A 24,046-nucleotide genomic window follows, 5' to 3' on the forward strand; every position below is an offset into this window, starting at 1 on the left:
CCGGTATGACGACCATCAAAGACAGCGTCCACGACCACATCGAGGTCGAGGGCGTCGCGGAGGCGCTTTTGGACACCGAGGAGGTCCAACGCCTGCGCCGCATCAAGCAGTTGGGGACGGTGCAACTCGTCTACCCCTCGGCGAACCACACGCGCTTCGAGCACTCGTTGGGCGTCTACCACCTCGCCTCCCGCGCCCTCGACCACCTCGGCATCGACGGCATCTTGGGCGAACGAATCCGCGCGGCGGCCCTCCTCCACGACGTGGGTCACGGCCCGTACAGTCACAACGTCGAGTCGGTCACGCACCGCCACACCGGCAAGTACCACGACGACGTCGAGGAACTCCTCGCGACGGGCGAAGTCGGCGACGTGCTCAGGTCGGAGGGCCTCGAACCCTCGCGCGTCGCGGAACTCGTCGCGGGCGACGGCCAGTACGGCCAACTCGTCTCGGGCGAACTCGACGTCGACCGGATGGACTACCTCGTCCGCGACGCCCACCACACGGGCGTCCCCTACGGCACCATCGACACCGAACGCCTCGTTCGGGAACTGACGTTCGTGGACGGCGAACTCGTCTTAGACGAGGGGAACGTCCAGACGGCCGAGAGCCTCCTCCTCGCGCGCGCCCTTATGAACCCGACCGTCTATCAGCACCACGTCGCCCGCATCTCGAAGGCGATGCTGCGCCGCGCGTCGGAACGACTGCTCGACCAACCGGACCTGACGGCCGAACGACTCCGCCGGATGGACGACCCCGACCTGATAACGGCCCTCCGCACGACGCCGGAGACGGAAGAGTTCGCCCGCCGACTCGACTGCCGCGACCTGTTCAAGCGCGCGGTGTGGGCCGAGATGGCGGACGTTCCGGACCGCGTCATCGACGCCGACTACGAGGAGATAGCGGAACTCGAACGCCGAATCGCGAACCGCGCGGGCGTCGAGTCCGGGTCGGTCATCGTGGACGTGCCCGGCCGACCGTCGATGACCGAATCGACGACGCGGGTGATGGTCGGCGGCGAGATGCGACAACTCGGCAAGCAGTCGCCCCTCGTCTCCGCGTTGCGGACGGCCCAACGACAGCAGTGGCGACTCGGCGTGTACGCCCCCGGCGACGAGACGGACGCCGTCGGGCGCGCGGCGGCGGACGCGTTGGGCCTCGACGTGGACGGCGCCCTCGTCACCGACGTTCGCCATGGCGTCCACGCGACGTTGGACGAGTTCGCGGAGTAGCGCCTCGGAACCGCGTTCGGCGTGTTTGGAGTCGCCTCCCCGCGCGGCGTCGGGGGCACTCCGCGAGCGAGAAACCCCTCTTCGAACCGACAGGAGAGTCGCCGATTCGGGAGTTTCAAGCGTCTCCCCGCGGGAGATTCGAGCATGATCGTCGAGGGGACAATCTTACGCGGACGAACGCTCGAACCTGTGAAGGGCCGGGTCGTCGTCGAGGACGGACGAATCGACGCCGTCGAGGAGGCGGACGTCTACTCCGACGACATCGTCCTTCCGGCCTTCGTCAACGCGCACACGCACATCGGCGACTCGATAGCCAAGGAGGCCGGCGCGGGACTGTCGCTCGACGAACTCGTCGCGCCGCCGGACGGCCTGAAGCACCGCCTCCTTCGGCAGGCGAGTCGCGAGGAGAAAGTGGAGGCGATGCGCCGGTCGCTCCGGTTCATGGAGGCCTCCGGGACGGCGACGTGCGTCGAGTTCCGCGAGGGCGGCGTCGAGGGCGTCGAACTCATCCGGGAGGCGACGGCCGGACTCGACGTCGACCCGGTGGTGCTTGGCCGCGAAACCGTCGATGCGATGCGGGAGGCCGACGGGTTCGGCGCGTCCGGCGCGCGGGACGGCGACTTCGAACGCCACCGTAACGCGACGCGGGAGGCGGGCAAACTGTTCGGCATCCACGCGGGCGAACGCGACTCCCACGACGTCAACCCCGCACTCGATTTGGACCCGGACTTCCTCGTCCACATGGTCCACCCCGAACCCCTCCATCTGGAACGCATCGAGGACAGCGAAATCCCCGTCGTCGTCTGCCCGCGGTCGAACCTCGTCACCGACGTCGGCGTCCCGCCGATGCGCGAACTGGTGGACCGCACCACCGTCGCCCTCGGGACGGACAACGTGATGTTGAACTCGCCGTCGATGTTCCGCGAGATGGAGTTCGCCGCGAAGTTAGGCGACGTGTCGGCGCGGGAAGTTCTGCAGATGGCGACGGTCAACGGCGCGGACATCGCCGGACTCGACTACGGGTGCATCGAACCCGGCCGGGAGGCGAAACTCCTCGTGTTGGACGGCGACTCCGACAACCTCGCGGGCGCGCAGGACACCGTCCGCGCCGTCGTCCGACGCGCGGGCGTCGACGACGTGAAAGACGTGATTCTGTAACCGAGAGACGCAGTTCCGCACCCGGCGCGGACCCGACGACTTCGTTTCGAAACTCGACGACGCGAACAGTTAAGACCGTGAGCGACAGAGTGTGAGATGAGTTAACAATGGTGATGTACGAACGGATACTCGTCCCGACGGACGGTTCGAAGGGGTCGGATCGAGTGGTCGAACACGCCGTCCGTCTCGCGGACGTCCACGGGGCCGCCGTTCACGCCCTCTACGTCGTCAATAGCGGAAGCTTCGCCGGGCTTCCGATGGAGTCGTCGTGGGAGGGGTTAGACGAGATGCTCCGCGCGGACGCCGCGGAGGCGGTGGGCGAGGTGCGGCGCGTCGCGACGGACGCGGGCGTCCCGGTGGAGACGAACGTCATCGAGGGCGCACCGAGTCGAGAGATAGTCGAGTACGCCGAACGGGAGGGCTGTGACCTCGTCGCGATGGGCACCCACGGACGCGGCGGAATCGACAGACTCCTGCTCGGGAGCGTCGCCGAGAAGGTCGTTCGCGCCTCGAACGTGCCGGTCCTCACCGTCAGAGTCGGTCCCGACGTCGGCGAGAGCGACGAGAAAGCGGCGACTCCGAGTCGGGCCACCGGGGAGGAACCCGTCGGGACCGACGGCGAACGCGAACCCGACGCCGGGCCGGGCGTCGAAGCCGACTGACCCCGCGCCGGAGAGTCGTCGGAGTCCGAACCCCAGTTCGAGTCACGCAGAGCGGAGGTGCTCGCAGTCGCCCGCGTGGACGACTTCCTCCCCGTCGTCGGTTCGGACGACCAACGCGCCGGGGAACCGCACGTCCACCGCCTCTCCTTCGACCGTTCCGCCGGGCGTCTCGACGCGCACCCGCCGCCCGAGCGTCGAAGCGTACTCGCGCCACGCCGGGAGCACGGCCTCGGTGTCCGCCCGAAGCGCGTGAAACTCCTCTAAGAGTCGTTGGACGAACGCGCGGCGGTCCACGTCGCCAACCTCCTCGCGGATGCTCGTCGCGCCCGGCGGGAGGTCGGCCGTATCGACGTTCGCGTTGACGCCGATGCCGACGATCAACCACGAGACTCGGTCGGCCTCCCCCTCCATCTCCGTGAGGACGCCCGCGAGTTTCCGGCCGCCGCGGCCCGTCGCCACCGAATCGGCGGCGTCCGGGCCGCCGCCGTCACCGACGAGCACGTCGTTGGGCCACTTGATGTGGGCGTCCACGCCCGCCTCGCGCGCGGCGCGCGTCGTCGCCACCGCCGCCGCCAACGTGAACACCGGAACGTGCGCGGGCGGGCGGTCCGGCCGGACGAGGAGACTCATCCAGACGCCGCCCGAGGGCGCGGTCCACTGGCGTTCGAGGCGGCCCCGTGCGCCGGTCTGTTCGTCGGTGACGATGGCGATATCCGAGCGTCCTTCGACGGCGAGGTCCCGGGCCCGGTCGTTCGTGCTCCCGAACGAGTCGTGGTACTCTATCTCGAAGGGAGCGTCCAGACCGAACGCGATGGCCGACTCGCCGTACTCGGGCACGTCGGTCACGCGGTAGCCGCCGTCGCCGCTCTCGACGCCGAATCCGTCCTCGCGGAGGGCCTCGACCTGTTTCCACACCGCCGCGCGAGAGACGCCGAGTCGGTCGGCGAGTTCCGGCCCGGCGACCGGTCCGTCCGCGAGGGCGTCGAGGAGGGCGCGTCGCGTCTCGTTCATACGCGGGGGAAGCCGGCGCAACGGGATGAATATCGGGGATTCGCTCCGGCCGGGAGTCGGCGGGTCGGCCTCCGCCAGACCTATCTCCGCGTCCGCCGTGGGTGGAGGGAACGATGTCCTCCGAGAAGGAGAAGATGCTCGCGGGCGAGATGTACGACCCCGCGGACGAGACGCTTCTCGCCGAACGGCGCGAGGCGCGCCGCCTGACCGACCGCTACAACGCGACGGACGTCGGCGAGGACGAGGAACGGGAGCGACTGCTCTCCGAACTGTTCGGGTCTGTCGGCGAGAACCCTCTCGTCGAACCGACGCTGAAGTGCGACTACGGCTACAACATCGGCGTCGGCGACGACTTCTACGCGAACTTCGACTGCGTGTTCTTGGACGTCTGCGAAATCGCGTTCGGCGACGACTGCATGCTCGGGCCGGGCGTCCACGTCTACACCGCCACGCACCCGTTGGACGCCGAGAAGCGCGTCTCCGGCAGGGAGTACGGAAAGCCGGTCACCGTCGGCGACAGGGTGTGGTTCGGCGGGCGGGCGGTGGTGAATCCGGGCGTGACGATAGGCGACGACGCGGTGGTGGCCTCCGGCGCGGTGGTGACCGAGGACGTGCCCGACAACGTCGTCGTGCGGGGAAATCCCGCGAAAGTGGTGAAAGAACTAGACTGAAATCGGGGCCGACGCGCCTATTCGAGGACGACGAGGGGGTCTCCCATGTCGACGCTCTCGCCCTCCCCTACGAGAACCTGCGAGACGGTGCCGCCGCGTTCGGCGACGACGTCGTTCTCCATCTTCATCGCCTCCAGTACGCAGACGACGTCGCCCGAGGCGACTTCGTCGCCCTCCTCGACGTCCACCGAGAGGATGGTCCCCTGCATCTCGGCGGTAATCTGCTCGCCGTCGCCCTCGATTGTGACCTCGCCGCCGTCGTCGCTCGTCGCCTCGTCGGGGCGCGAACGGGTGGCCGACCCGCCGTTTGCGGCACCGGCGCTCACGTCCGGCGTCGGGATGGCGGGCGCGCCGCGTTCTTCGAGGCTCACCTCGAAGCGCTTGCCGTTGACCTCGACGGTGAACTCGCGTTCGGTCACCTCCTCGTCTTCCTCCTCGCCGCCCCTCTCCTCGGGACCCCACTTCTCGACGGCTTGGGCGATGCGCTCTCTATCTAACTCCTCGTCGAGGTACTTCGTCGTGTGCTCGCCCGCGCGGAACGCCTCGTCGGTCAGCATGAGGCGGTGGAACGGGATGATGGTCTCGATGCCCTCGATGTCGTACTCCGCGAGGGCGCGTTCGGACCGCGCGAGACACTCCTCGCGGTCCGAGGCGGTGACGATGAGTTTGGCGACCATCGAGTCGTAATCCGTCACGAGTTCGTCGCCCTGCCGCAGGGCGTCGTCCATGCGGACGCCGATGCCGCCCGGCGGGTCGTACGTGTCGAGGGTACCGCCTGTCGCGGGCGCGAACTCCTTGTCGGCCTTCTCCGCGTTGATGCGGAACTCGATGGAGTGACCCTCTATCTCCACGTCGTCCTGTTCGAAGGTCAGTTCCTCGCCGGCGGCGACGCGCAGTTGCCACTTCACCACGTCGATGCCCGTCACCTGTTCGGTGACGGTGTGTTCGACCTGAATCCGGGTGTTGACCTCCATGAAGTAGAAGTTCCCGTCCTCGACGAGGAACTCCACCGTCCCGGCGTTGTAGTAGTCGGCCTCGCGGACGCCGCGGCGCGCCGCCTCGCCGATTCGCTCCCGGAGGTCCTCGTCCAAGGCGGGCGAGGGTGCCTCCTCGATGACCTTCTGGTGGCGACGCTGAAGCGAGCAGTCGCGTTCGCCGAGGTGGCGGACGTTGCCGTGTTCGTCGGCGAGAATCTGCACCTCGATGTGGCGCGGCGCTTCCAGGTACTTCTCGACGTAGACGGAGGCGTTGTCGAAGTACGCCTCGCCCTCGCGCTTGGCCGTCTCCAACTGCTCTTCGGCCTCTTCCTCGTTGCGAACGACCTTCAGGCCGCGGCCGCCGCCGCCGCCCTCGGCCTTGATGGCGACGGGGTAGCCGAACTCTGCGGCCACCTCCTTTACCTCCTCGACGGACTCGACGGGTTCGGTCGTTCCGGGGACGACGGGCACGTCGGCCTCCTGCATCAGGGCGCGCGCCTTCGTCTTCTCGCCGAGTCGTTCCATCGCGTCGGCGGAGGGACCGACCCACTTGATGTCCGTCTGCTCGACTTTGCGGGCGAACTCGGCGTTCTCCGCGAGGAAGCCGTACCCGGGGTGGATTGCGTCCGCGCCGGCCTTCCGCGCGGCGTCGATGACCGCCTCGTGGTCGAGGTAGGAGTCCGCGGCACGGGCGGGGCCGACGTTGTAGGCCTCGTCGGCGTACCGGACGTGCCCGCTGTGTTTGTCGGCGTCGCTGTAGATGGCGACGGTCCGGACGCCCAACTCCTCGCAGGCCCGCATCACGCGGACGGCTATCTCCCCTCGGTTGGCGACGAGAACCTTACTGAACATTTACGGACGTATTCATGAACGCGGCACCTCATTCTATCGGTTCCGTACGTAACGGGGTTCGACGTTCGTCGAACTACCGGACAGGAGAGTGGTGGACGAACGTCCTGATTCCGCGGCCGACGAGCGAGCGTTCTGAACGTTCGTGAAATACGTCCCGAATCCAAACGGCCTTATGGCCGTGGTACGGTACCTCACGGTAATGGCAGTACGAGTCGGTATTCTCGGCGCAACCGGGGCGGTCGGACAGCGATTCATCCAACTACTCGAAGATCACCCGACCTTCGAACTCGCGGCGCTGACCGCGAGTGAATCGAGCGCGGGCAAGACGTACAAGGAGGCTGCGAAGTGGCGCGTCAACACGCCGATTCCCGAGGACGTGGCGGAGATGACCGTCACGGAGACCACGCCCGAGGCGGTTCCCGACGGCGTGGATTTACTCTTCTCTTCGCTCCCGTCGGGCGTCGCCGCGGACGTCGAACCCGGGTTCTTAGAGGAGGGCTACGTCGTCTCCTCGAACTCCTCGAACGACCGGATGGCCCCCGACGTTCCCCTCACCATCCCGGAGGTGAACCCGGGCCACCTCGAACTCATCGAGGTGCAACGCGAGGAACGCGGGTGGGACGGCGCACTCGTGAAGAATCCGAACTGCTCGACCATCACGATGGTGCCGACGCTGGCCGCCCTCGATCAGTTCGGTCTGGAGAACGTCAACGTCTCGACGCTGCAGGCCGTCTCCGGCGCGGGCTACTCCGGCGTCACGTCGATGGAGATTATCGACAACGCCATCCCGCACATCGGCGGCGAGGAGGACAAGATGGAGACCGAGTCCCGGAAACTGCTCGGCGACTTCGACGGCGCGGAACTGCACCTCCACGAGATGGACGTCGCCGCCTCCTGTAACCGCATCCCGACGCTCGACGGCCACTTGGAGAACGTCTTCGCGGAGACGACGGAGGACGTCTCGCCCGAGGAGGCCGCGGAGGCGATGCGCGAGTATCCGAGCGTCGACCTCCACAGTTCGCCGGACCAACTCATCCACGTCTTCGAGGACCCCGGTCGGCCGCAACCCCGCATGGACCGCGAACGCGGCGACGGCATGCAGATTTCGGCGGGCGGCATCCAGAAGACGGCGGACGGCCTGAAGTACAACTGCCTCGCGCACAACACGATTCGCGGCGCGGCCGGCGCCTCGGTCCTCAACGGCGAACTCCTCGTGGAAGAGGGCTACCTCTAAGCGTCTCTCGCCCCGCCGCCGCCGCGGCGCGAACCGCGCCGCGGGGGCCGACGGGGCTATCCGTCCCGGCGTCGTTCGTATCGGTGAGTCTCATGACGAGAGACACGCGAACCCCGGCGGAGAAGGGTATCAAAGGCGCGACGCTCGCCGTGTTCGTCGAGGGTTTTCGCCGACGGGACCCGAACGCGGTGGTGAACGGCGTTCTGATGTTCGCGGCGACGTTTCTCCCCGACATCGCCGAACGTCTGTACGACGTCGAGTTTCGGCCGTGGCAGCGAGCGTACGCGGACGCCGCGATGCTCGCTCACGCCGTCGGGATGCTCGGTCCCTACGACGAAACGTGGTGGTGGGACCACGTCACGCACGCGTTCTCTGCGACCCTCCTCGGCGGCCTCACCCACGTCGTCTCACGCCGCCGCGGCCGCAACTCCCCACGGGACGTTTTCGCGGCCGTCGTCGGCGGCGGCCTCCTCTGGGAGGCGATGGAGTACACCGTCCACTCGGTGTCGGACCGCCTCGGCATCGAACCCGTACTCGTCTACTACGGCCCCTACGACACCGTCAAGGACCTCCTGTTCAACGTCGTCGGCGCGGGCCTCGTCGTCGCGTTCGGCGACCGTTACCTCCGGAACCTCACCGAGGACGCCGACTGAGTCGGGTCCCGCGACGAACGACGGATTACGAGTCGTCGCCCCCGCCGAACGTTTCCTCCCGTTGTTCGAGTACGACGGTCAGTGTGCCGGGCTTCCCGTCCTTGGCGGCCTCGCGGAGCGTCTCGAACTGGGCTAACGTCGCCGTCGAATCGCCGGTCTCGTCGCGAACCGTCCTCGATTCCTCGCGGACCGAGTCGTAGAGCTGACTCAGCAGTCGTTCGACGGCTCTCGCGTCCGTTTTCGACTCGATCTCGAACGTCGCCGTGTGCTCGTCCATACCGTTATCTCGTCCGTGAGACGGATAAGATGAGGCCGTCACCGCGTCCGACCGCGCCGCCCCGACGGCCGCCTCACTTCGCGTCGATGTGGTGGACCGACTCCGGCGAGAGGACGCGACCGGTCGGCAGTTCGACCCATCCGTTCGCGAGGACGCGCACCTCCCCCTCGTGGAGGACCGTCTCCCGGTCGAAATCCGCGTACACGACGGCGTTCTCGTATTCGCGGACGAAGAGGTCCTCGAACATCTCCCAGATCGATTCGGGTGCGACTACCATGTTACGACACTCAGTTGACAATAGAGTAAGAACTTACGTATCCATTTAGATATTCGACAAATACGCGAAGACACAAAGTTCGGAATCGCGGCCGCTGTCGGCCTCCTACTCGTCTACTTCGCGGGGCTTCTGTTCTTCATCGGCGGCCCGTTGCGCGTCGAGACGTACGTTCGCGTCGATTTGCTCGCCGGGATGGTTCTCGCGTGGTTGTACGTGGTGCTCGTGTTCACCGAGTCGCGGAACGCGACGTGAGCGGCGTCTCCCTGCGTTTACGAGGCGGCGGGCGACGCTATATCACCTGATTCTCCAACTCCTCGAACGCGCCCGTCTCGTCGGCGCGTTCGACGTTTCGTGCGACGATGCCGGCCAGTCGCTCCCAGTACTTCGGCGTGTGGCCCGCGTTGTGGGGCGTGATGAGGACGTTCTCGAAGTTCCACAGTTCGTGGTCCTCCGGGAGGGGTTCGGGGTCGGTCACGTCGAGTGCCGCGCCGCGGACGGCGTTCGACCGGAGTGCGTCCAAGAGGGCGTCCGTCTCTACGATGGGGCCCCGCCCGACGTTGACGAGGACGGCGTCCGGCGGCATCGACCGGAGGGCGTCGGCGTCGATAAGACCGCGCGTCGTCTCCGTCAGGGGGCAGGCGACGACGACGTAGTCGCTCCGGGCGAGGGCGTCGTGGAAGCCCCGTTCGTCTTCGAGGCCGACCACCTCGTCGGTCGGGCCGCCCTTCTCCGGCGAGTAGCGCACGCCGATGGTTTCGACGCCGAAGGAGTCGAGTCGTTCGACGATGGCCCGCCCGAGTGCGCCGAGTCCGACGACGGTCACCGTCGAGCCCTGCAGTTCGCGGGTGTGGAACGACCGCCACTGACGCCGTTGCTGTTGCCGCCACGCGACGTGGAACCGGCGCGTGAACGAGAGGATGGCTCCGACGACGTGTTCGCCGATGTTGGGGCCGTGGACGCCCGAAGCGTTGGTGACGGCGACGCCCCGTTCTTCGAGGGCGTCCATCGGGAGGTGGCCCGTCCCGGCGTAGACGCACGCGAACAGGCGCAGGTTCTCCGCCGCCGCGAGAGCGCCCTCCTCGAGGGAGAGGCCCGTCGCAACCGACGTCTCGCGCAGGAGTTCGCGCTCTTCGGCGGGGGTGCGCGCGAGGACGACGTTCTTCTCGGGAAGTCGCGCGCGGAGTTCCTCGGCGTAGCCCTCGGCGGACAGTCCGTGAATCTTCTGCCGTAAGACGACGATGTCGGCGTCGCTCATCGGGTAGAATACGCTCCGGGAGGGGTGGTAAATGTTCACCCCGGGCGAACGGCGTCCGCCCGTCGAACCGACTACTCGCCGAACCGACCGCCCGTCGGAGCGACCCCCTCCCTCGAACGCGCCGACCGGGGGCGTCGTCCGGGCCGAACCCGTCAGTACGCGTGCCAGTTCAGGGGGTTTATTATCGCCGCAGGGTTCGGTTAGCGGTATGGAGCGATTCGACGTAGCCATCGTCGGCGGTGGCCCCGCAGGGTCGTCCGCCGCGCACGCCGCGGCGTCGCGGGGCGCGTCGGCGGTGGTGTTAGAGAAGGGGGTTCCCCGGGCCGACCGGCCCGACCGACTCGGCCCCGACTCGACGGACGCGGCGGGAATCCTCGACTACTGGGTGGATATCATGGGTATCCATCCCGACGAGATGCCCGACGACGTCGTGCTCAGCCACCTCGACCGCGCGGAGTTCGTCGGTCCCAACGAGTCCATCGTCCTGCGGAAGACGGGCATCGAGTCGTCGTACGACGAGTTCGGCTACTGCTTCCACCGCGCGAAGTTCGACGACTGGATGCGCGACAGGGCCGAGGAGGCGGGCGCGGCGTACCGCGTGAAGGCGTCCGTCCGCGACGTGGAGACGGACCCCGACGGCGATTCGGACGGCCCGCGCCACGTCGTCCGCCTCGCGTCCGGTGAGGATATCGCCGCCGACTTCGTCGTCCTCGCGGACGGTCCCCAACGGACGGTGACGAACAAGGTACTCGACCGGTTCGTCCCGTTCGACATCACGGACCGACTGGCGACGACGAAGGTCAACCACATCGCCTACCAAGAGCACAGACGCCTCCCCGAGGAGGTGTACGACGAGGTGTCGGGCGCCATCAAGTTCTGGTGGGGGTACATGCCGGGCCACACCGCCTACCCGTGGATATTCCCGAACGACGGCAACGTCGCCCGCGTCGGCCTGACGATGCCCATCGGCCTCGACATCGACGAAATCGAGGACGGAGAGAAGTACGCCCTCCTCCGCGAGGACGACGAGCGAATCCCGCAGGGGAAGGAGTACGTCCGCCGCCTCCTCGAACAGGAGTACGGCGACGAGTACGACGTCGACGAGGACTTCCCCCTCGTCGAGGACCGCGGGAAGACGAAGGGGACGGAGACGTACGCCATCTCCTCGACGCGACCGATCGACTCGCCGACGACGGCCGGAATCGCGGTCGTCGGCGGCGCGATGGGCGCAACCTCGGCGTTCCACGAGGGCGGCGACCACGTGGCCGTCAGGACGGGGGCAATCGCGGGCGAACTCGCCGCGGAGGGCGACCTGACTCCGTACAACGCTCGCTGGAAGGACGCCATCGGCGAGGAAGTCCTGCGAAACGTCTCCTTCGCCGATATCGTCCGCGACTACGGCCCGGACGACTGGGACTGGGCGTTCTCGACGGCGAAGAAACTGCAGGTGGAGTCGGGACCGGAACTGTTCAAAACGTCGAAAATCGGGGCGGGCCTCAACGCCGCCCGCCTCGTCACGTCCTACAAGAAGGCGAAGTTCAAGTACCGAAAGGGGAAGTACGTCCAGTTGAACGAGTCCGAGTACACGGTCTGAACCGGCCGCGCACCGGTCGGGTCGGAACCCTCTTTTGTCCCGGCGCGTTAGTTCAACTGCGCACCTTTAGTCCCCGTTCCGAGTAGTCCCGCTAGGGAGCGATGAGGAAACGGAGAACCCGGGTGCGCGACATTACGGTCGCGTCTGCACGTCTTTCCGCACTCTGCCGCTATGCGGTCGGATGCGAATGCAGGTGCAGACGCGACCGTACTGAGTCGCTTACGCGACGACTCCGCCGACGGCGGCAGTCGCCGGCGGAGTGGAACGTCCGCGCCCGAAAGACGGACCGCCTGACACGAGGGTTTCCCGGCTGACGCGGCACGCCGCCTCGGGATGATGCCGGCCGTTAGTGTCTCGGGCGACATTTCCGCACACGATTCGGCTAGTCGCAGATACGTCGAGAGCCCGTTCGATAGCTATCGCGGTTCGGGCCGAGGGATATCACAGACTCGCCGTCGACCGGAAACGCGGCCCGATATCTGACAGAACGCTTTCGAAAACGAGTTTTTGCAGCTGACGCTACAAAATGTCAATTCAGGTAAATTACTTGCGGCCACTCGTCCCATCTGCTGTCGATGGCAGACTCAACCGACCCTCACGTCGTCGGAGTTTGCGGCAGTCTCCGCGACGAAAGTAGGACGCGTGTCGCGTTGAACGAGGCGCTCTCCGTCTCCGAGGAGGCCGGTGCGACGGTCGAACTCGTCGATCTGCGGCGCTACGAACTACCGAGCGTCGACGGCGTCGACGCTGCGGTTCCGGACGCCGAGGTCCTGCGAGGGCGCATCGAAGCGGCGGATAGCGTCCTGCTCGGCACGCCGAACTACCACGGTTCCTATTCGGGTTCATTGAAGTACGCGCTGGACGCCTGTGGCAGAGACGAGTTCGAGGCGACGACCGTCGGCTTGCTCGAAGTCGCGGGCGGAGATTTTCCCGGGTCCGCCCTCGTTCACCTCCGGACCGTCAGCCGGACGCTACGCGCGTGGACGCTACCGACAGAGGTCGCGATTCCCGATTCGCATTCGGTCGTCACCGACGACGGAATCGCCGACCCCCGCATCGCAGAGCGGACGCGCAGACTCGGGCGAGAGCTCGTCGAATACGCGGGCGTAGCGAACTATCCGGCGGCCGTCGGGCGAAGTTCCGCTCCCCCGACGGAGCGAGAAGCCGACGACTGATTCCACACATCCATGAAAGCTGTTCGAATCTCAGAGACCGACGGGACGGAAGCAGTAACGTACGAAGACGCCCCTCGACCGGAACTCGACAGCGACGAGCTGCTCGTTCGTGTCCGCGCCGCCGGAGTGAATCCGCTCGACTGGCTCGTCTGCCGCGGGGACCTCCCGTCGCTACTGGATAAGCCGCTCCCGTGGATTCCCGGATGGGACGTCTCGGGAGTCGTCGAGTCCGTCGGGACGGAAGCGACTGGCTTCGAGCCCGGTGACGCCGTCTACGGAATGGTTCGGCTTCCCGGTGCCGGAGAGACCTTCGCCGAGTACGCCGCGATGAAGGCCGACGAAGTCGCGCCGAAGCCGCCTTCTCTCACGCACACTGAAGCTGCGGGCGTCCCGATGGCGGGACAGACCGCTTTTCACGCCCTCTTCGAGGAAGCGGGACTCGACGCCGGACAGCGCGTTCTCGTCCACGCGGCGGCGGGCGGCGTCGGCCACGTGGCTGTCCAATTCGCGGCGGACGCGGGGGCACACGTCGTCGGGACGGCGTCCGAACGCAACGAGGCGTACCTCCGCGAACTCGGCGTCGATACGTTCGTCAACTACCGCGAGGACCGAGTCGAAGACGTGATCGACCCCGTGGATGTCGTCGTCGATGCCGTCGGCGGGGAGGTGCTCGAACGGTCCGCGGCGGTCGTCCGACCGGGAGGTGTCGTCGTCACGCTCCCGAATCGACCGCCAGAGACGCTAGTCGAGGAATTCGAAGACGAGTACGACGTTACCGTTCGCTTCTTCGACGTCACGACCGATTCGGACCCGGAGACGCTCCGACGGGTCTCCGATCGAATCGAATCCGGTGCGGTCGAACCGACGATTACCGATACGTATCCGCTCCGGAAGGCGCAGGAAGCGCTCGACAGAAGCGCAGACGGCCACGTTCGCGGGAAACTGGTACTCACCGTGACGGACGAAGGGTGACAGACGACACCGCTCGGGTCGGTGGCGGCGAAACGATGCCGGTCCTAGCCGGGAGGATTCTGCGTCGATTTTCCCGGAGCACAAGCGGTTTAGTGTCGATTACCTAAACAGTCGGTGATGCACGCCGACGAAATCGACCCGCAAGCCCGTGCCGCGGTCGAACGGCAGGACCGCCTTCCGCTCCCCCACAGTCGCCGCGGGATACGACTCTTCCGCCTCCTCACCCGCCCGTTGACGCGGATACGGAATCGGAACCCGCCGACCGTCGGGTCGACCGTCGACGGAACGATTCCGGGTCCCGCGGGCGAACTCGACGCCCGCCTCTACCTCCCGGACGCCGAGGGGCCGTTCCCGACGGTCGTGTTCTTCCACGGCGGGGGGTTCGTCTTCGGGAGCATCGGCACGCACGACTGGCTCTGCCGGCACCTCACGCGGGAGAGCGGATGCGCCGTCCTCTCCGTCGAGTACCGACTCGCCCCCGAACACCCCTTCCCCGCGGCGGTCGAGGACGCCTACGCCGCCGTCGAGTGGGCGGCCGCGAATCCGGACGCCGTCCACGGGACCGGAGAGATAGCGGTCGCCGGCGACTCCGCGGGCGGGAACCTCGCCGCCGTCGCCTCTCTCATGGCCGCCGAACGCGACGGTCCGGAGGTCACGTACCAGACGCTCCTCTACCCCGCCGTCGGCGTCGACGAGGACCAACAGTCCGTCCGAGAGCACGCCGGTATCGTCCTCGAGAGAGCGGACATGGAGTGGTTCGAGCGCTGTTACTACGTCAGCGACGTCCACAGGCGGAACCCCTACGCCGACCCGTCGAACGCCGCCGACCTCTCGGGCGTCGCCCCGGCGACGGTCGTCACCGCCGGGTTCGACCCCCTCCGCGACGGCGGAAAGGCGTACGCCGAACAACTCGTCCGCGACGGCGTCCCCACTCGTTACGAGAACTACGAGGATATGGTCCACGGGTTCATGACGATGCGCGAGGTGGACCGAGCGCGCACGGCTATCGCGGACGTCGCCGACGACATCTCGGACGCAGTCGGCGAGGGGTGACTATCGTCAAGGACTGCGGGTGAGCTACCTCATTCAGTCAGTAGTCCTATTTCCATTATTGAAGTAAGGGTGAGTGGATATGTGCGCTACTTATCGGTTCTCGAGCCATTTCGTGAACGCGCCGCCACCGACGATAAGAGCTGCACCTCCAATTGCTAACGGAGTAGCCTCTGTGATCAATGAGGGATCGACGGGGGCTCCTGCCTGGATTTGGGTGAAGACGTAGAACACTACGGCACCAAAGCCAATAATCATTACAACACCGGCGATGTCCTTCAGAGTTTCATCATCGAGCATCGTGGTAGGCACAATACGGTCTACTATATTAAAATTCATCAAATAATACCATTATATATAACTCCATAAGGACAATATGAATATCTGATCGGACGACGCCCCGAGACTCTCGGGGCGTCTCGGACCGTCGACTTATAGGTCCGCGACGTCCTCGATGGCGTCGGTCAGTTTCTCGATGGACTCGACGTCGTGTTCGCCCATGTGACCGATGCGGAACGTCTTCTCGCCGAGCGCCGACCCGTACCCGTTCGAGAACACCATGTCGTACTCCTCGGAGACGTCCTCGATGGTCGCGGCGACGTCGATACCCCGCGTGTTCTCGATGCAACTCACCGTCTGGGACTCGTACCCCTCCTCGGGGAACATCTCGAAGTGCTCGCGGGCCCACTCGCGGGTGTACTCGGCCATCTCCCGGTGACGCTCGTCGCGCGCGTCGTGGCCCTCGTCGAGCATGTGCTTCATCTGCTTGCGGTAGGCCAGCATGACGGGAATCGCCGGCGTGGAGTGGGTCTGTCCTTTCCGGTCGTAGTAGTCGAGCGAACGCTGGAAGCCGCCGTACCACGACGCCGAATCCTTCTCCAGTTCGCGTTCGTACGCCTCGTCGCTCACGATGCAGACCGCGAGGCCCGGCGGCATGGCGAAGGCCTTCTGGACCGACGTGAAGATGACGTCGATGCCGTGTTCGTCGATATCGACGTAGTCGCCGCCCAGGGACGACACCGCGTCCACGACGAAGTACGTGTCCGGGTACTCCGCGACCACGTCGCCGATCTCCTCTATCGGGTTGCGGACGCCCGTCGAGGATTCGTTCATCACGCAGGTGACGGCGTCGTAGTCGCTGTCGCTCGCTTCGAGGGCCTCGCGCACGTCCTCGGGCTTGACCGCTCGCCCCCACTCGTACTCCAGCGTATCGACGTTCTTCCCCAACCGTTCCGCGACGTTGGCCTGACGCTCGCTGAAACTCCCGCAGGTCGTCACGAGGACGTTCTCGTCGACGAGGTTGAGGATGGAACTCTCCATGAATTCGGTGCCCGACCCCGTGAGGATTATCGCGTCGTTGTCGGTGCCGAGGAACTCCTTCGTATCCTCGACGATAGTCGTGTAGAGGTCCGTCATCCGGTCCATGCGGTGGCCGAACATCGGTTCGCACATCGCCTCGACGACGTCCTCGCGCACCTCCGTCGGACCGGGGATGTACAGCGTCTTGTCGGGGTAGTCGTCTCCGTATTCGCGTTTCTCGGTCACGTGGAACACCTAAGTAACGTCCTCTGTGCGGCGTGGTCCCATGGTACTTTTGATTCGGCCGCGGGCATCCGAGCGGTCGTCTCGAACCGCCCGGACGTTCACCCGCGAGAGACCCCCGTCTGCGGCGTCGCCGTCCCGCGGAGGCGTTCGACGTCGCGTTCGAGACGGTCCGCGGCACGCAGGCGGATTCGTCTCGCGTCGTCGGCGTCGAGGCGCTCTCTTCCGCCGATTTCCTCGCCGAACGGTCGGTACTCGTCGGGGTCGAAGCCGAACCGAGAGAGGTGTTCCTCGACGGGCGGGGCCGCGAGTCCGCGTTCGATGGCCGCATCGACGCGCGCCCGAAGCGTCGCGAACGGCGGGAGCGACAGCGAACCGTCGCCGTCGTTGCCGTCGCCGATTCGGGTGCCGTCCTCGACGGCGGTTTCGACGATGCGAACCGCGTCGGCGGCGAGCCGACACAGTTCCAGCGGAGAGGCGGCGTCCGGCGTCCGCCACTCGACGGTCCCGGCTCCGAGGTCGTCTCGGAGGCAGACGGGGGCCCAGACGGCGTCGCAGGGGGAGAACTCGGATTCGACGGTGTCGGGGTCGACTCCGCGCTCCGCGGCGGCATCGACGAACGCGTCGAAGCGCCGCCGGACGCGTTCGCGCCACTCGGCGGCCGACTCGGGGTACCGCCACAACTGGCCGTACTCCGGGACGGACCGGTAGCACAGTCGCCGGTACGCGAGCGGTCGCGCGCACGCCGTGACCCGGCGACCGCGGTAGTACGGCGTGGTGTTCACGAGGGCGAACGCGGGGTCTAACGCCGTGAGGACCCGGAGTTGGTCCGCGACGCTCGTCTGCTCGAAGTGGAGGTGGGCGCCGGCGCAGTAGCCGGCGTGGCCGAGGTCGTCACCGAGGACGGCGTGTTGGACGGCGAGTCGCGAGCTCGTCCGCCGCGGCAGTCGCTCGTCGCTCAACGGCGTGCCCAACGGCACGAGGCGCTTGTCGCGCACCCGCGCTTCGTCGCGGACGCGGCCGAGTCGGTCCCCGAGGACGGCCGTCAGTTCCGCGAGCGAATCGCAGGGGGGCGTCTTCACCTCCAGTAACGGGGTCACCATCTCGGAGTCGACCCCCTCGCAGGCGGCTATCACCTCGTCCGCCGGGCGGAGGTTGCCGTCGGTATCGACGAGCCAATACTCGATTTCGATGCCGATTCGCATGGTTGGAAGGTTTCGGTGTCACCGCGTCGCGCCGGTGGCGCCGGCGCGGTATGACATGCGATACCAATTGTCAAATAACTTTTGCCGGTTTTTTGTCCATACGTGTCGGCCCCGCGTTCTACGGTCGCCGCCGAGGAGAGACCTGTCGGTCCCGAAATCAATCGGCCCGGTGAGAAAGCGCTCCCAGGCGACTCGACGACTGAGGCGGGTCGAGAGGCTCCGTCCTCCGAACGGCGGCCACGCCGCTTTTCATCGCGTCAGCCGATAATTGAGAAGTGCCCGTCGCACCCAGCCCTGCGGAGATATTCGAACGAGCAATCGAGGAGGGTGAACGCCGCCTCGACCAGTCGATGCTCGAACTCGTCTCGACGAGTTTCATCGCCGGCTTCACCGTCGTGTTCGGCATCGTCGCCCTCGGTATCGTCCACGCGTTCGTCAAACCGCAGTTCGGAAAGATAGCCACCATCGCGGGCGCACTCGCGTTCGGCGTGGCCCTCGTGTTTCTGGTCGTCGGCCGGGCGGAACTGTTCAACGAGAACTTCTACGACCCGGTGGCGAAGGCGGTGGACGCCGACTCGTGGATGGTCGGTTCGCTCCTCCGGCTGTGGACCGTCACCTTCGCAGTCAACCTCGTCGGCGGCGTCCTCATGGCGTACATCTTCTCCGTTCACGGCGTATTGCCGCACAGCGCCGTCGAGGCCCTCCGCACGTTCGCCGAGGAGTTCATCCGCCGCCCGCCGATGACGGAGTTCGCGGCGGCCATCGTCGGCGGCGCACTCGTCGTCCTGCTCTCGTTCCTCCTCGAAGCCGTAAACAGCGTCGGAAGCCGCATCGTGATGGCGTACATCGTCGGCGTCCTGTTGACTCTCGGGCCATTCGACCACGTCGTCGTCACGATACTGCACGTCGTCTTCGGAATGCTGTTCGGCGCGCCCATCGGCTTCGTCGAACTGGCGAAGACGACGGGCCTCGTCACGGCGGGCAACCTCGTCGGCGGACTCGGGTTAGTCACCTTAACGCACATCACGCAGGCCATCGGCGCGGAAGCGTCGGAGAACTGAGCGAGACTCTCCGGCGTCGCATCGCCTCGCCGCGCGGCCCGCCGCCAGCACGCATTTTTGACGCCTCTCCGAACACCGGATATGTCGATTCCCGTTACTGTGGCCGGCGTCCATCAGATGACGCCGGACGTGAAGCAGTTCAGACTGGTCGCCGACGACCACGCGTTCGAGTACCGACCGGGCCAGCACACGGCGGTCCACTTCGAGAACGACGACGAATCGGGGACTCGACCGTACACGGCGGCCACTCTCCCGGGGACGGACGAACTCGTCCTCGCGATAAAGCGATACGACGACGGGAACGCCTCCGTCTTCATGCACGACCGGACGCCGGGCGACGAGATAGATATAGAACCCGTGGACGGTAACCTCTACGTCCGCGACTTCGACCGCGACGCCGCGTTCGTCGCGACGGGGACGGGCATCACGCCCCTCTACCCGATGTTCAAGCAGTACGCCGCCGAGGGGAGGGGGGACGCCCACCTCCTGTTCGGCGAACGCGACCAGTCGCACGTCATCTTCCGCGAGAGCATCGACCAACTCCGGGCGGAACACGCGAACGTCTCGACCGATTACGTCCTCTCTCGCGCCGACGACGATGCGTGGAACGGCCGGACGGGACACGTGCAGGACCACCTGCCCGACGCACTCGACGAAACGGTCGGTCTCGACGGCACGGACTTCTACGTCTGCGGCGTCCCCGCGATGGTCGTCGAGACGTGCGACATCCTCGAATCGGCGGGCGTCGACGACGAGCACATCTACACCGAGGGTTGGGAGGCGGACGCCGCCGAGGAGTGACCGACGGCGGCGTCTACGACCCTTCTCGCTCTCGAACCCACCGGAGCAGGGGGTCCAACCGACTGCACAGCTCCTCGCCCTCAGACGTGAGTTCGTACTCCACGCGCGGCGGAATCTCGGCGTACTGTTCCCGCGCGAGGAGTCCGGCTTCGACGAGTTCGTCGAGTCGCGTCGAGAGCGTCGAACTGCTCACGTCGCCGAACGCCGATTCGATTTCGCCGTACCGCGCCGGGCCGACTGCGCCGACGACGCAGACGACCTGCATCGCGTACCGGCGACTGAGCAGGTCCATCACCCCACCCAACCGACAGTAACACGAGGGGTCGTTCTCGGCCGAAACGCCCGTCTCCTCCGGCGTCGCTTCGTTTTCCTCCATAGGTTCCGTTCGCGGCACCTCCTTCTACACTTCGGACTTGACAGTTTAATTACTTTGCTACTCGAACTATAGGCGCATCATGTCCGAAACGAACGACGACGCGAGAGACGACGCATCGAGTCGCGAACGAACCACCGATCCGACCGACGGGGAACCGTCGGCGGTGACCTGCACGTTGGACGGCGACGGGAAGGAACGGCGCAGGGCGTGGATTCGAGAGAACCTCGTCCCGCACCTGACGCGAGTCGAGGAACTGGACGACGGGTTCTCGTTCGTGTTCGACCGGAACGCGGAGTCCTACGCGGCGGCGACGGAGTTGGCGCGGAAGGAGTCGCAGTGTTGCGCGTGGGCCTCGTTCTCGGTGGTACTGCCGTCGGAGGGCGACGCCGTGGAGTGGCGCGCCCGGTCTGACCGAGAGGAGGGAGTCGCGTTCTTCGACGACAGGTTGGCGGAGACGCTCGCGGCGTTCGAGGACGCGCCGGATATCGAGTGAGGGCGGAGGGTCGTCGGCGGGGAGGGCGGACGGTCGAAGGCGTGCGGAGGGCCGAACTGCGGGAGACGCAGGGCAGGGCGTGCGCGAATTCGGCGTTCGGCGGAGGGCCGAAGCGTTCGGCGGGGCGTCCGTCGAAGGGTCGCGGCCGTCGGGGACGTTCAGTCGTCGGCCGCGTCGGCGTCGCCCGCGGCGGTTCGGTCTCGGAGGTACGCCTCGATTCGGTCGTCGGGGATCCGTTCGAGGAGTCGGTCGTACCCGCGTTCGGCCCGGCGGTCGATTTCGTCGTCGGGGACGTACGCGTCCAACCTGCGGTCCACCTCCGCCTCGCGGAGTGCGGCCAGTTCGTCGCCGTCGAGGGGGTGGTCGTCGGGCACTCGGTCGTCGAACCACTCGCGCCACCGGTCGCGGGACGCCCACTCTTCTGCGCGTTCGGCCTCGGGGCGGACCCAGTCCCAGTAGTCGGCGAGTTCGTCGGGATACCCCGCCTCCCGGCGCGCGTCCGCGATGAGATTTCGGGCGACGCGCGCGCCGTGACCCGCCGAGAGTATCGCTTGGGCGTTCATCTCGCCGGCGGGGGCGGCGACGTACAGGCCGTCTATCGGCGTCCGCCCGTCGGCGTCGGCGTAGTCGGGGTCGAACTGCTCCCGCGTCTCGCCGAGGTGTTCCGTCGTCGTCGTCATCCGGTCTTCGTCCATCGGACGGAGGTACGACCCGTCGTACCGCGCCGCGGCGACGACCCGGTCTGCGGTGACGGTCCTGCCCTCCTGCGTCTCGACGACGAACGCCCCGTCCTCGCGGGTCACCGACTCCACCATCTCCGCGAGGCGTTCGCACCCGGCCTCCGCGAGGTGGGCGCGCATCAACTCGTAGAACGCGTCTATCTCGATGCCGGCGGGGAAGCCGAGGTAGTTCTCCAGGTACGCACACCGACGGAGCGAGGAGTTCCCCCGGTCGAAGACGACGGTGTCGAGGCCGTACCGAGCAGTGAACACCCCCGCGGAACAACCCGCGGGCCCGCCGCCGACCACGACCACCTCGTAGTGCCGTCGTTCGTCGCCCATAGTTTTCGGCTAGCCTAAAACATCATAGTAGTTTCGGGAAGCGCCGCCGTCGCGGCGATGACGTACTTATTTATTTTAGGCCATCCTAAAACGAGCACGATGAACTCGGAGGTGGCGCGACTGCGACCGACTGCCGGGAGCGAGACCGGACCCTCGGAGGGTCGGTGATGGTGGGTCGGTCGCTGCGCGAGATACGGGACCGCATCGACGAACTCGCCGACGAGGACGGGCGGTACGGCATCGTCTGCGGTCGGACGGGCGAGCGAATCGTCCCCGTCGCGGACGCCCGGTTCGAGGACCGCGCGGCGGCGGCGGAGGCGGCGAAGTTGGCCGAGGAGTACCGCGCGGCCCTCAGGCGGTACGACCCGCGGGTGATGGTCCACGACCCCATCGTCCGCGACGCGTCCGCGTCGTCCCCCGCGGGCGCGGACCGGGCGACGCCGGGAGAACCGACGGCGGCGGGCGCCATCCCATCGGAACTCGTCGAGTTCTGCCACGACGTCGCCGCCGCCGTCTTCGAGGCCCTCTCGGTGCACGGTCACCGCACCGTCGAGGACGCCGTGATGGACTCGTACTTCGACGCCGCCGAAACCGTCGCAGACAGGGACGAACTCTGCGTCGCCCTGTTGCGGTGCATGGCGCGCGACATCGACGACCACCTCTCGCCGACGGAACAGGCCCGCGTGTTAGAAACCGCGGCGGCGACGCTCTCGTCGGTGGACGCCTCCGACCGACCGGTGGAGGCCGCACTCGCGCGCCTCCGGGCGAAATCGGTCGTGGACGCCTACGAGGTGGAGACGATAGCGGCGGGCGACGCGGAAGGTTCGGTTCGCCGCATCACCCTCGACGGCTACAGACTCCGCGACGACCGCCGCGCCGTCCCGACGCTTCCGTTGGTGGTCGAACTCCTCAGGGGGGCCGACGGGCGACGTCCGTCGGGCGGGCGGGGCGAGTTCGGCGACGGCTACCCCTCTCTGTCCGTCTCCGAGGGGGAAGGACCCGCGTCGTCCCGGCGAGTGACGGTGACGGTGCGGAGTCGCGACCGGCCGCGCGGATTGTCGTCCGTCCGCGTCGGCGACTCGGCGTGACCCCGCCGCGCCGACCGACCCGCGAACGCGTCCGTGAAGCTGATACGTCCGCACCCTGTAACGTCGTGGCACGCGAGACCGAACCGCTTTTATTTTAGGTCTGCCTAAACAACTCTCAATGGCGACGCCTCCACTCTCCCAACCGGAGGACGAGCGGTCGAGTGAATCGGAAGAGAACACCGAAATAGGGGTTTGCGAAGGCTCTCCCGGCAAGTACGTCTTCATCGAGTCCGGGAACTCCGACGGGTGGATAGGGACCGATACGGTCGTGGAACCGCGGGAGTAACTCGGCGGGTCCGCTCCCACGCCGAGATGGTCCCCGACGCGCGGTATCTCCTCGCTATCCGTACCCTCAGACCGAACGAGACGACGCCCGTCTCGACCGGTTCGATAGCCGACGAACTGGGTCGCTCGCCCGCCGCGGCGACTGAGATGGCCGAACGACTGAACGAGCGCGGGTTGGTCGAGCACGAACCGTACGAGGGGGTCGTCCTCACCGAAGAAGGAGAGTCCCGCGCGGACCGACTCGCCCGGACGTACGAGATTCTCTGTCGGTTCTGTCGGGACGTCCTCCGCATCGACGAGTACGAGGCGGAGGCGTCGGCGCTCGTCGGAACGGTGAGTCCGGACGTCGCAGAACGGTTGGCCGAAGTGCTTCTCAGCGACGAAGCCGACCCGTCACCGTGACGGGCCGGGGTGGACCGCCGAGTTCCGTGGCAGGTCGCTTACTGCTTGAGGGAGTCGTCGGCGAGGTAGTGCTCGATGACGTGCGCGTGTTCCTCTAACTCCTCGAGCTGTTCGCGCAGCATGTGGGCCGTCGTGTGGTCGCCCAGACCCTCCGCGAGGGTGATGTGCTCGCGGTAGCTCTCGATGATGTCGCCGTACATCTCCAGGTCGTTCTCCATCGAGGTGCGGATGTCGTAGACGTCCTCGTCTTCGGGTTCGACCGTCGCCGCCTCCGAGAGGGTGGACATGCTCGCGTGGGGGACGCCACCGAGCGTCTGGAGGCGTTCGGCTATCTCGTCGGCCGCCTCCTCGACGTCCTCGTACGCCTCCTGGAAGAACCGGTGGAGGCCGAGGTGTTCGGCACCCTCGACGTTCCAGTGGTGCTTGTGGAGCTGGTGGTAGAGGACGTACGCGTCCGCGAGGTCGGTGTTCAGCGCGCCGATAATCTGTTCGGCCTTCTCCCGTTCGAGGCGAACGGGGTTGTCTTCGATGCTTCCTGCTTTCCGGGTGGCGGTCTCTTGAGAACTCATCACTACATCGTAGGCGCCCGGAGTACTCAAACCTTACGCTTGCCCGACATGTTTTCGCCTCACCTAAAAATCGCACCGGCGTTCGCCCCCCTCCCGTCTGGCGATTTCGTCGT

The 24,046-nt window shown here is 66.7% G+C and carries 27 protein-coding genes; 16 read left to right on the forward strand and 11 right to left on the reverse strand.

Annotated elements, in window-relative coordinates:
- Positions 1–5 precede the first annotated feature (5 nt).
- The 3 genes from BLS11_RS04255 (at position 6) to BLS11_RS04265 (ending at position 3,052) form a co-directional block, all read left to right on the forward strand.
- Positions 6–1,232, forward strand: a complete 1,227-nt coding sequence (locus BLS11_RS04255) for an HD domain-containing protein (protein WP_092533405.1) — start codon at positions 6–8, stop codon at positions 1,230–1,232.
- Positions 1,233–1,376: 144 nt separating this feature from the next.
- Positions 1,377–2,390, forward strand: a complete 1,014-nt coding sequence (locus BLS11_RS04260; RefSeq protein WP_092533408.1) for an amidohydrolase family protein — start codon at positions 1,377–1,379, stop codon at positions 2,388–2,390.
- 107 nt (positions 2,391–2,497) lie between these two features.
- Positions 2,498–3,052: a universal stress protein gene (locus tag BLS11_RS04265; protein WP_092533411.1), complete on the forward strand. Its 555-nt coding sequence runs from the start codon at positions 2,498–2,500 to the stop codon at positions 3,050–3,052.
- Between the two features lie 42 nt (positions 3,053–3,094).
- Here BLS11_RS04265 and BLS11_RS04270 read toward each other — a convergent pair whose 3' ends face one another.
- Entirely contained in the window at positions 3,095–4,063 is a 969-nt protein-coding gene (locus tag BLS11_RS04270; RefSeq protein WP_092533414.1) for a biotin--[acetyl-CoA-carboxylase] ligase, read from the reverse strand.
- Positions 4,064–4,176: 113 nt separating this feature from the next.
- On the opposite strand from BLS11_RS04270, the gene BLS11_RS04275 reads away from it, so the two are divergent.
- Positions 4,177–4,734 carry a maltose acetyltransferase domain-containing protein gene (locus tag BLS11_RS04275; RefSeq protein ID WP_092533417.1) on the forward strand — a complete coding sequence of 186 codons (558 nt, stop codon included), beginning with the start codon at positions 4,177–4,179 and terminating at the stop codon, positions 4,732–4,734.
- A gap of 17 nt (positions 4,735–4,751) precedes the next feature.
- On the opposite strand, the gene pccA is transcribed toward BLS11_RS04275, so the two are convergent.
- Positions 4,752–6,563, reverse strand: coding sequence for a propionyl-CoA carboxylase biotin carboxylase/biotin-carboxyl carrier subunit (pccA, locus tag BLS11_RS04280; protein ID WP_092533420.1), 1,812 nt, complete (start codon positions 6,561–6,563; stop codon positions 4,752–4,754).
- Between the two features lie 199 nt (positions 6,564–6,762).
- On the opposite strand from pccA, the gene asd reads away from it, so the two are divergent.
- Together asd and BLS11_RS04290 are read left to right on the forward strand one after the other, a co-directional pair.
- The gene (gene asd, locus BLS11_RS04285) at positions 6,763–7,797 is read left to right on the forward strand and encodes an aspartate-semialdehyde dehydrogenase (protein ID WP_092534493.1); all 1,035 of its coding nucleotides are present in this window, start codon (positions 6,763–6,765) and stop codon (positions 7,795–7,797) included.
- A gap of 92 nt (positions 7,798–7,889) precedes the next feature.
- Positions 7,890–8,450, forward strand: coding sequence for a DUF2238 domain-containing protein (locus BLS11_RS04290; RefSeq protein ID WP_092533423.1), 561 nt, complete (start codon positions 7,890–7,892; stop codon positions 8,448–8,450).
- A 25-nt stretch (positions 8,451–8,475) separates the two neighbouring features.
- Here the strand turns inward: BLS11_RS04290 and BLS11_RS04295 are convergent, their stop codons facing one another.
- The 3 genes from BLS11_RS04295 to BLS11_RS04305 form a co-directional block, all read right to left on the reverse strand.
- Positions 8,476–8,727, reverse strand: coding sequence for a hypothetical protein (locus BLS11_RS04295; RefSeq protein WP_092533443.1), 252 nt, complete (start codon positions 8,725–8,727; stop codon positions 8,476–8,478).
- A gap of 73 nt (positions 8,728–8,800) precedes the next feature.
- The gene (locus BLS11_RS04300) at positions 8,801–9,004 is read right to left on the reverse strand and encodes a hypothetical protein (RefSeq protein WP_092533446.1); all 204 of its coding nucleotides are present in this window, start codon (positions 9,002–9,004) and stop codon (positions 8,801–8,803) included.
- 289 nt (positions 9,005–9,293) lie between these two features.
- Positions 9,294–10,259 carry a D-2-hydroxyacid dehydrogenase gene (locus BLS11_RS04305; RefSeq protein ID WP_092533449.1) on the reverse strand — a complete coding sequence of 322 codons (966 nt, stop codon included), beginning with the start codon at positions 10,257–10,259 and terminating at the stop codon, positions 9,294–9,296.
- Positions 10,260–10,467: 208 nt separating this feature from the next.
- Here BLS11_RS04305 and BLS11_RS04310 point away from each other — a divergent pair, with 208 nt between their 5' ends.
- The 4 genes from BLS11_RS04310 to BLS11_RS04325 all read left to right on the forward strand — a co-directional run bounded on the left by BLS11_RS04310 (position 10,468) and on the right by BLS11_RS04325 (position 15,053).
- Positions 10,468–11,853, forward strand: a complete 1,386-nt coding sequence (locus tag BLS11_RS04310) for an NAD(P)/FAD-dependent oxidoreductase (RefSeq protein WP_092533452.1) — start codon at positions 10,468–10,470, stop codon at positions 11,851–11,853.
- 575 nt (positions 11,854–12,428) lie between these two features.
- Positions 12,429–13,028: an NADPH-dependent FMN reductase gene (locus BLS11_RS04315; RefSeq protein WP_092533455.1), complete on the forward strand. Its 600-nt coding sequence runs from the start codon at positions 12,429–12,431 to the stop codon at positions 13,026–13,028.
- Positions 13,029–13,040: 12 nt separating this feature from the next.
- Positions 13,041–14,000 carry an NADP-dependent oxidoreductase gene (locus BLS11_RS04320; protein ID WP_092533458.1) on the forward strand — a complete coding sequence of 320 codons (960 nt, stop codon included), beginning with the start codon at positions 13,041–13,043 and terminating at the stop codon, positions 13,998–14,000.
- Between the two features lie 117 nt (positions 14,001–14,117).
- Entirely contained in the window at positions 14,118–15,053 is a 936-nt protein-coding gene (locus BLS11_RS04325) for an alpha/beta hydrolase (protein ID WP_092533461.1), read from the forward strand.
- 90 nt (positions 15,054–15,143) lie between these two features.
- Here BLS11_RS04325 and BLS11_RS04330 read toward each other — a convergent pair whose 3' ends face one another.
- The 3 genes from BLS11_RS04330 to BLS11_RS04340 all read right to left on the reverse strand — a co-directional run bounded on the left by BLS11_RS04330 (position 15,144) and on the right by BLS11_RS04340 (position 17,797).
- Complete coding sequence (locus tag BLS11_RS04330; RefSeq protein ID WP_092533464.1) at positions 15,144–15,350, reverse strand: hypothetical protein; 207 nt, start codon at positions 15,348–15,350, stop codon at positions 15,144–15,146.
- A gap of 132 nt (positions 15,351–15,482) precedes the next feature.
- Positions 15,483–16,595, reverse strand: a complete 1,113-nt coding sequence (locus BLS11_RS04335; protein ID WP_092534496.1) for a pyridoxal-phosphate-dependent aminotransferase family protein — start codon at positions 16,593–16,595, stop codon at positions 15,483–15,485.
- A gap of 98 nt (positions 16,596–16,693) precedes the next feature.
- Positions 16,694–17,797: a glutamate-cysteine ligase family protein gene (locus BLS11_RS04340; RefSeq protein WP_092533467.1), complete on the reverse strand. Its 1,104-nt coding sequence runs from the start codon at positions 17,795–17,797 to the stop codon at positions 16,694–16,696.
- A gap of 275 nt (positions 17,798–18,072) precedes the next feature.
- Here BLS11_RS04340 and BLS11_RS04345 point away from each other — a divergent pair, with 275 nt between their 5' ends.
- Both BLS11_RS04345 and BLS11_RS04350 read left to right on the forward strand, forming a co-directional pair.
- Positions 18,073–18,858 (forward strand): formate/nitrite transporter family protein, encoded by a 786-nt coding sequence (locus BLS11_RS04345; protein ID WP_092533470.1) that lies wholly within the window; start codon positions 18,073–18,075, stop codon positions 18,856–18,858.
- An 81-nt stretch (positions 18,859–18,939) separates the two neighbouring features.
- A complete protein-coding gene (locus tag BLS11_RS04350; protein WP_092533472.1) occupies positions 18,940–19,659 on the forward strand; it encodes a ferredoxin--NADP reductase in 720 nt (239 codons plus the stop codon).
- Between the two features lie 13 nt (positions 19,660–19,672).
- On the opposite strand, the gene BLS11_RS04355 is transcribed toward BLS11_RS04350, so the two are convergent.
- Positions 19,673–20,035 (reverse strand): winged helix-turn-helix transcriptional regulator, encoded by a 363-nt coding sequence (locus BLS11_RS04355; RefSeq protein WP_245698674.1) that lies wholly within the window; start codon positions 20,033–20,035, stop codon positions 19,673–19,675.
- 79 nt (positions 20,036–20,114) lie between these two features.
- Between BLS11_RS04355 and BLS11_RS04360 the strand changes: the two genes are divergently transcribed.
- Positions 20,115–20,528 carry a hypothetical protein gene (locus BLS11_RS04360; RefSeq protein WP_092533474.1) on the forward strand — a complete coding sequence of 138 codons (414 nt, stop codon included), beginning with the start codon at positions 20,115–20,117 and terminating at the stop codon, positions 20,526–20,528.
- Positions 20,529–20,686: 158 nt separating this feature from the next.
- On the opposite strand, the gene BLS11_RS04365 is transcribed toward BLS11_RS04360, so the two are convergent.
- Positions 20,687–21,589: an NAD(P)/FAD-dependent oxidoreductase gene (locus tag BLS11_RS04365; RefSeq protein ID WP_092533476.1), complete on the reverse strand. Its 903-nt coding sequence runs from the start codon at positions 21,587–21,589 to the stop codon at positions 20,687–20,689.
- 167 nt (positions 21,590–21,756) lie between these two features.
- On the opposite strand from BLS11_RS04365, the gene BLS11_RS04370 reads away from it, so the two are divergent.
- From BLS11_RS04370 to BLS11_RS04375, 3 genes are all read left to right on the forward strand, one after another.
- A complete protein-coding gene (locus BLS11_RS04370) occupies positions 21,757–22,677 on the forward strand; it encodes a DUF7551 domain-containing protein (RefSeq protein WP_092533478.1) in 921 nt (306 codons plus the stop codon).
- Between the two features lie 118 nt (positions 22,678–22,795).
- Positions 22,796–22,963 (forward strand): hypothetical protein, encoded by a 168-nt coding sequence (locus tag BLS11_RS19280; protein ID WP_175454372.1) that lies wholly within the window; start codon positions 22,796–22,798, stop codon positions 22,961–22,963.
- A 26-nt stretch (positions 22,964–22,989) separates the two neighbouring features.
- A complete protein-coding gene (locus BLS11_RS04375) occupies positions 22,990–23,364 on the forward strand; it encodes a metal-dependent transcriptional regulator (RefSeq protein WP_092533481.1) in 375 nt (124 codons plus the stop codon).
- A gap of 38 nt (positions 23,365–23,402) precedes the next feature.
- Here the strand turns inward: BLS11_RS04375 and dpsA are convergent, their stop codons facing one another.
- Positions 23,403–23,933 carry a DNA starvation/stationary phase protection protein DpsA gene (gene dpsA, locus BLS11_RS04380; protein ID WP_092533484.1) on the reverse strand — a complete coding sequence of 177 codons (531 nt, stop codon included), beginning with the start codon at positions 23,931–23,933 and terminating at the stop codon, positions 23,403–23,405.
- Between the last annotated feature and the right edge of the window lie 113 nt (positions 23,934–24,046).

This window comes from Halopelagius longus, assembly GCF_900100875.1.
GTDB lineage: Archaea > Halobacteriota > Halobacteria > Halobacteriales > Haloferacaceae > Halopelagius > Halopelagius longus.

Bases quoted from the DNA above. Each gene is read 5' to 3' on its own strand.
- BLS11_RS04255 (WP_092533405.1), top strand. From the start codon at position 6: ATGACGACCATCAAAGACAGCGTCCACGACCACATCGAGGTCGAGGGC.
- BLS11_RS04260 (WP_092533408.1), top strand. From the start codon at position 1,377: ATGATCGTCGAGGGGACAATCTTACGCGGACGAACGCTCGAACCTGTG.
- BLS11_RS04265 (WP_092533411.1), top strand. From the start codon at position 2,498: ATGGTGATGTACGAACGGATACTCGTCCCGACGGACGGTTCGAAGGGG.
- BLS11_RS04270 (WP_092533414.1), bottom strand. From the start codon at position 4,063: ATGAACGAGACGCGACGCGCCCTCCTCGACGCCCTCGCGGACGGACCG.
- BLS11_RS04275 (WP_092533417.1), top strand. From the start codon at position 4,177: ATGTCCTCCGAGAAGGAGAAGATGCTCGCGGGCGAGATGTACGACCCC.
- pccA (WP_092533420.1), bottom strand. From the start codon at position 6,563: ATGTTCAGTAAGGTTCTCGTCGCCAACCGAGGGGAGATAGCCGTCCGC.
- asd (WP_092534493.1), top strand. From the start codon at position 6,763: ATGGCAGTACGAGTCGGTATTCTCGGCGCAACCGGGGCGGTCGGACAG.
- BLS11_RS04290 (WP_092533423.1), top strand. From the start codon at position 7,890: ATGACGAGAGACACGCGAACCCCGGCGGAGAAGGGTATCAAAGGCGCG.
- BLS11_RS04295 (WP_092533443.1), bottom strand. From the start codon at position 8,727: ATGGACGAGCACACGGCGACGTTCGAGATCGAGTCGAAAACGGACGCG.
- BLS11_RS04300 (WP_092533446.1), bottom strand. From the start codon at position 9,004: ATGGTAGTCGCACCCGAATCGATCTGGGAGATGTTCGAGGACCTCTTC.
- BLS11_RS04305 (WP_092533449.1), bottom strand. From the start codon at position 10,259: ATGAGCGACGCCGACATCGTCGTCTTACGGCAGAAGATTCACGGACTG.
- BLS11_RS04310 (WP_092533452.1), top strand. From the start codon at position 10,468: ATGGAGCGATTCGACGTAGCCATCGTCGGCGGTGGCCCCGCAGGGTCG.
- BLS11_RS04315 (WP_092533455.1), top strand. From the start codon at position 12,429: ATGGCAGACTCAACCGACCCTCACGTCGTCGGAGTTTGCGGCAGTCTC.
- BLS11_RS04320 (WP_092533458.1), top strand. From the start codon at position 13,041: ATGAAAGCTGTTCGAATCTCAGAGACCGACGGGACGGAAGCAGTAACG.
- BLS11_RS04325 (WP_092533461.1), top strand. From the start codon at position 14,118: ATGCACGCCGACGAAATCGACCCGCAAGCCCGTGCCGCGGTCGAACGG.
- BLS11_RS04330 (WP_092533464.1), bottom strand. From the start codon at position 15,350: ATGCTCGATGATGAAACTCTGAAGGACATCGCCGGTGTTGTAATGATT.
- BLS11_RS04340 (WP_092533467.1), bottom strand. From the start codon at position 17,797: ATGCGAATCGGCATCGAAATCGAGTATTGGCTCGTCGATACCGACGGC.
- BLS11_RS04350 (WP_092533472.1), top strand. From the start codon at position 18,940: ATGTCGATTCCCGTTACTGTGGCCGGCGTCCATCAGATGACGCCGGAC.
- BLS11_RS04355 (WP_245698674.1), bottom strand. From the start codon at position 20,035: ATGGAGGAAAACGAAGCGACGCCGGAGGAGACGGGCGTTTCGGCCGAG.
- BLS11_RS04360 (WP_092533474.1), top strand. From the start codon at position 20,115: ATGTCCGAAACGAACGACGACGCGAGAGACGACGCATCGAGTCGCGAA.
- BLS11_RS04365 (WP_092533476.1), bottom strand. From the start codon at position 21,589: ATGGGCGACGAACGACGGCACTACGAGGTGGTCGTGGTCGGCGGCGGG.
- BLS11_RS04370 (WP_092533478.1), top strand. From the start codon at position 21,757: ATGGTGGGTCGGTCGCTGCGCGAGATACGGGACCGCATCGACGAACTC.
- BLS11_RS19280 (WP_175454372.1), top strand. From the start codon at position 22,796: ATGGCGACGCCTCCACTCTCCCAACCGGAGGACGAGCGGTCGAGTGAA.
- BLS11_RS04375 (WP_092533481.1), top strand. From the start codon at position 22,990: ATGGTCCCCGACGCGCGGTATCTCCTCGCTATCCGTACCCTCAGACCG.
- dpsA (WP_092533484.1), bottom strand. From the start codon at position 23,933: ATGAGTTCTCAAGAGACCGCCACCCGGAAAGCAGGAAGCATCGAAGAC.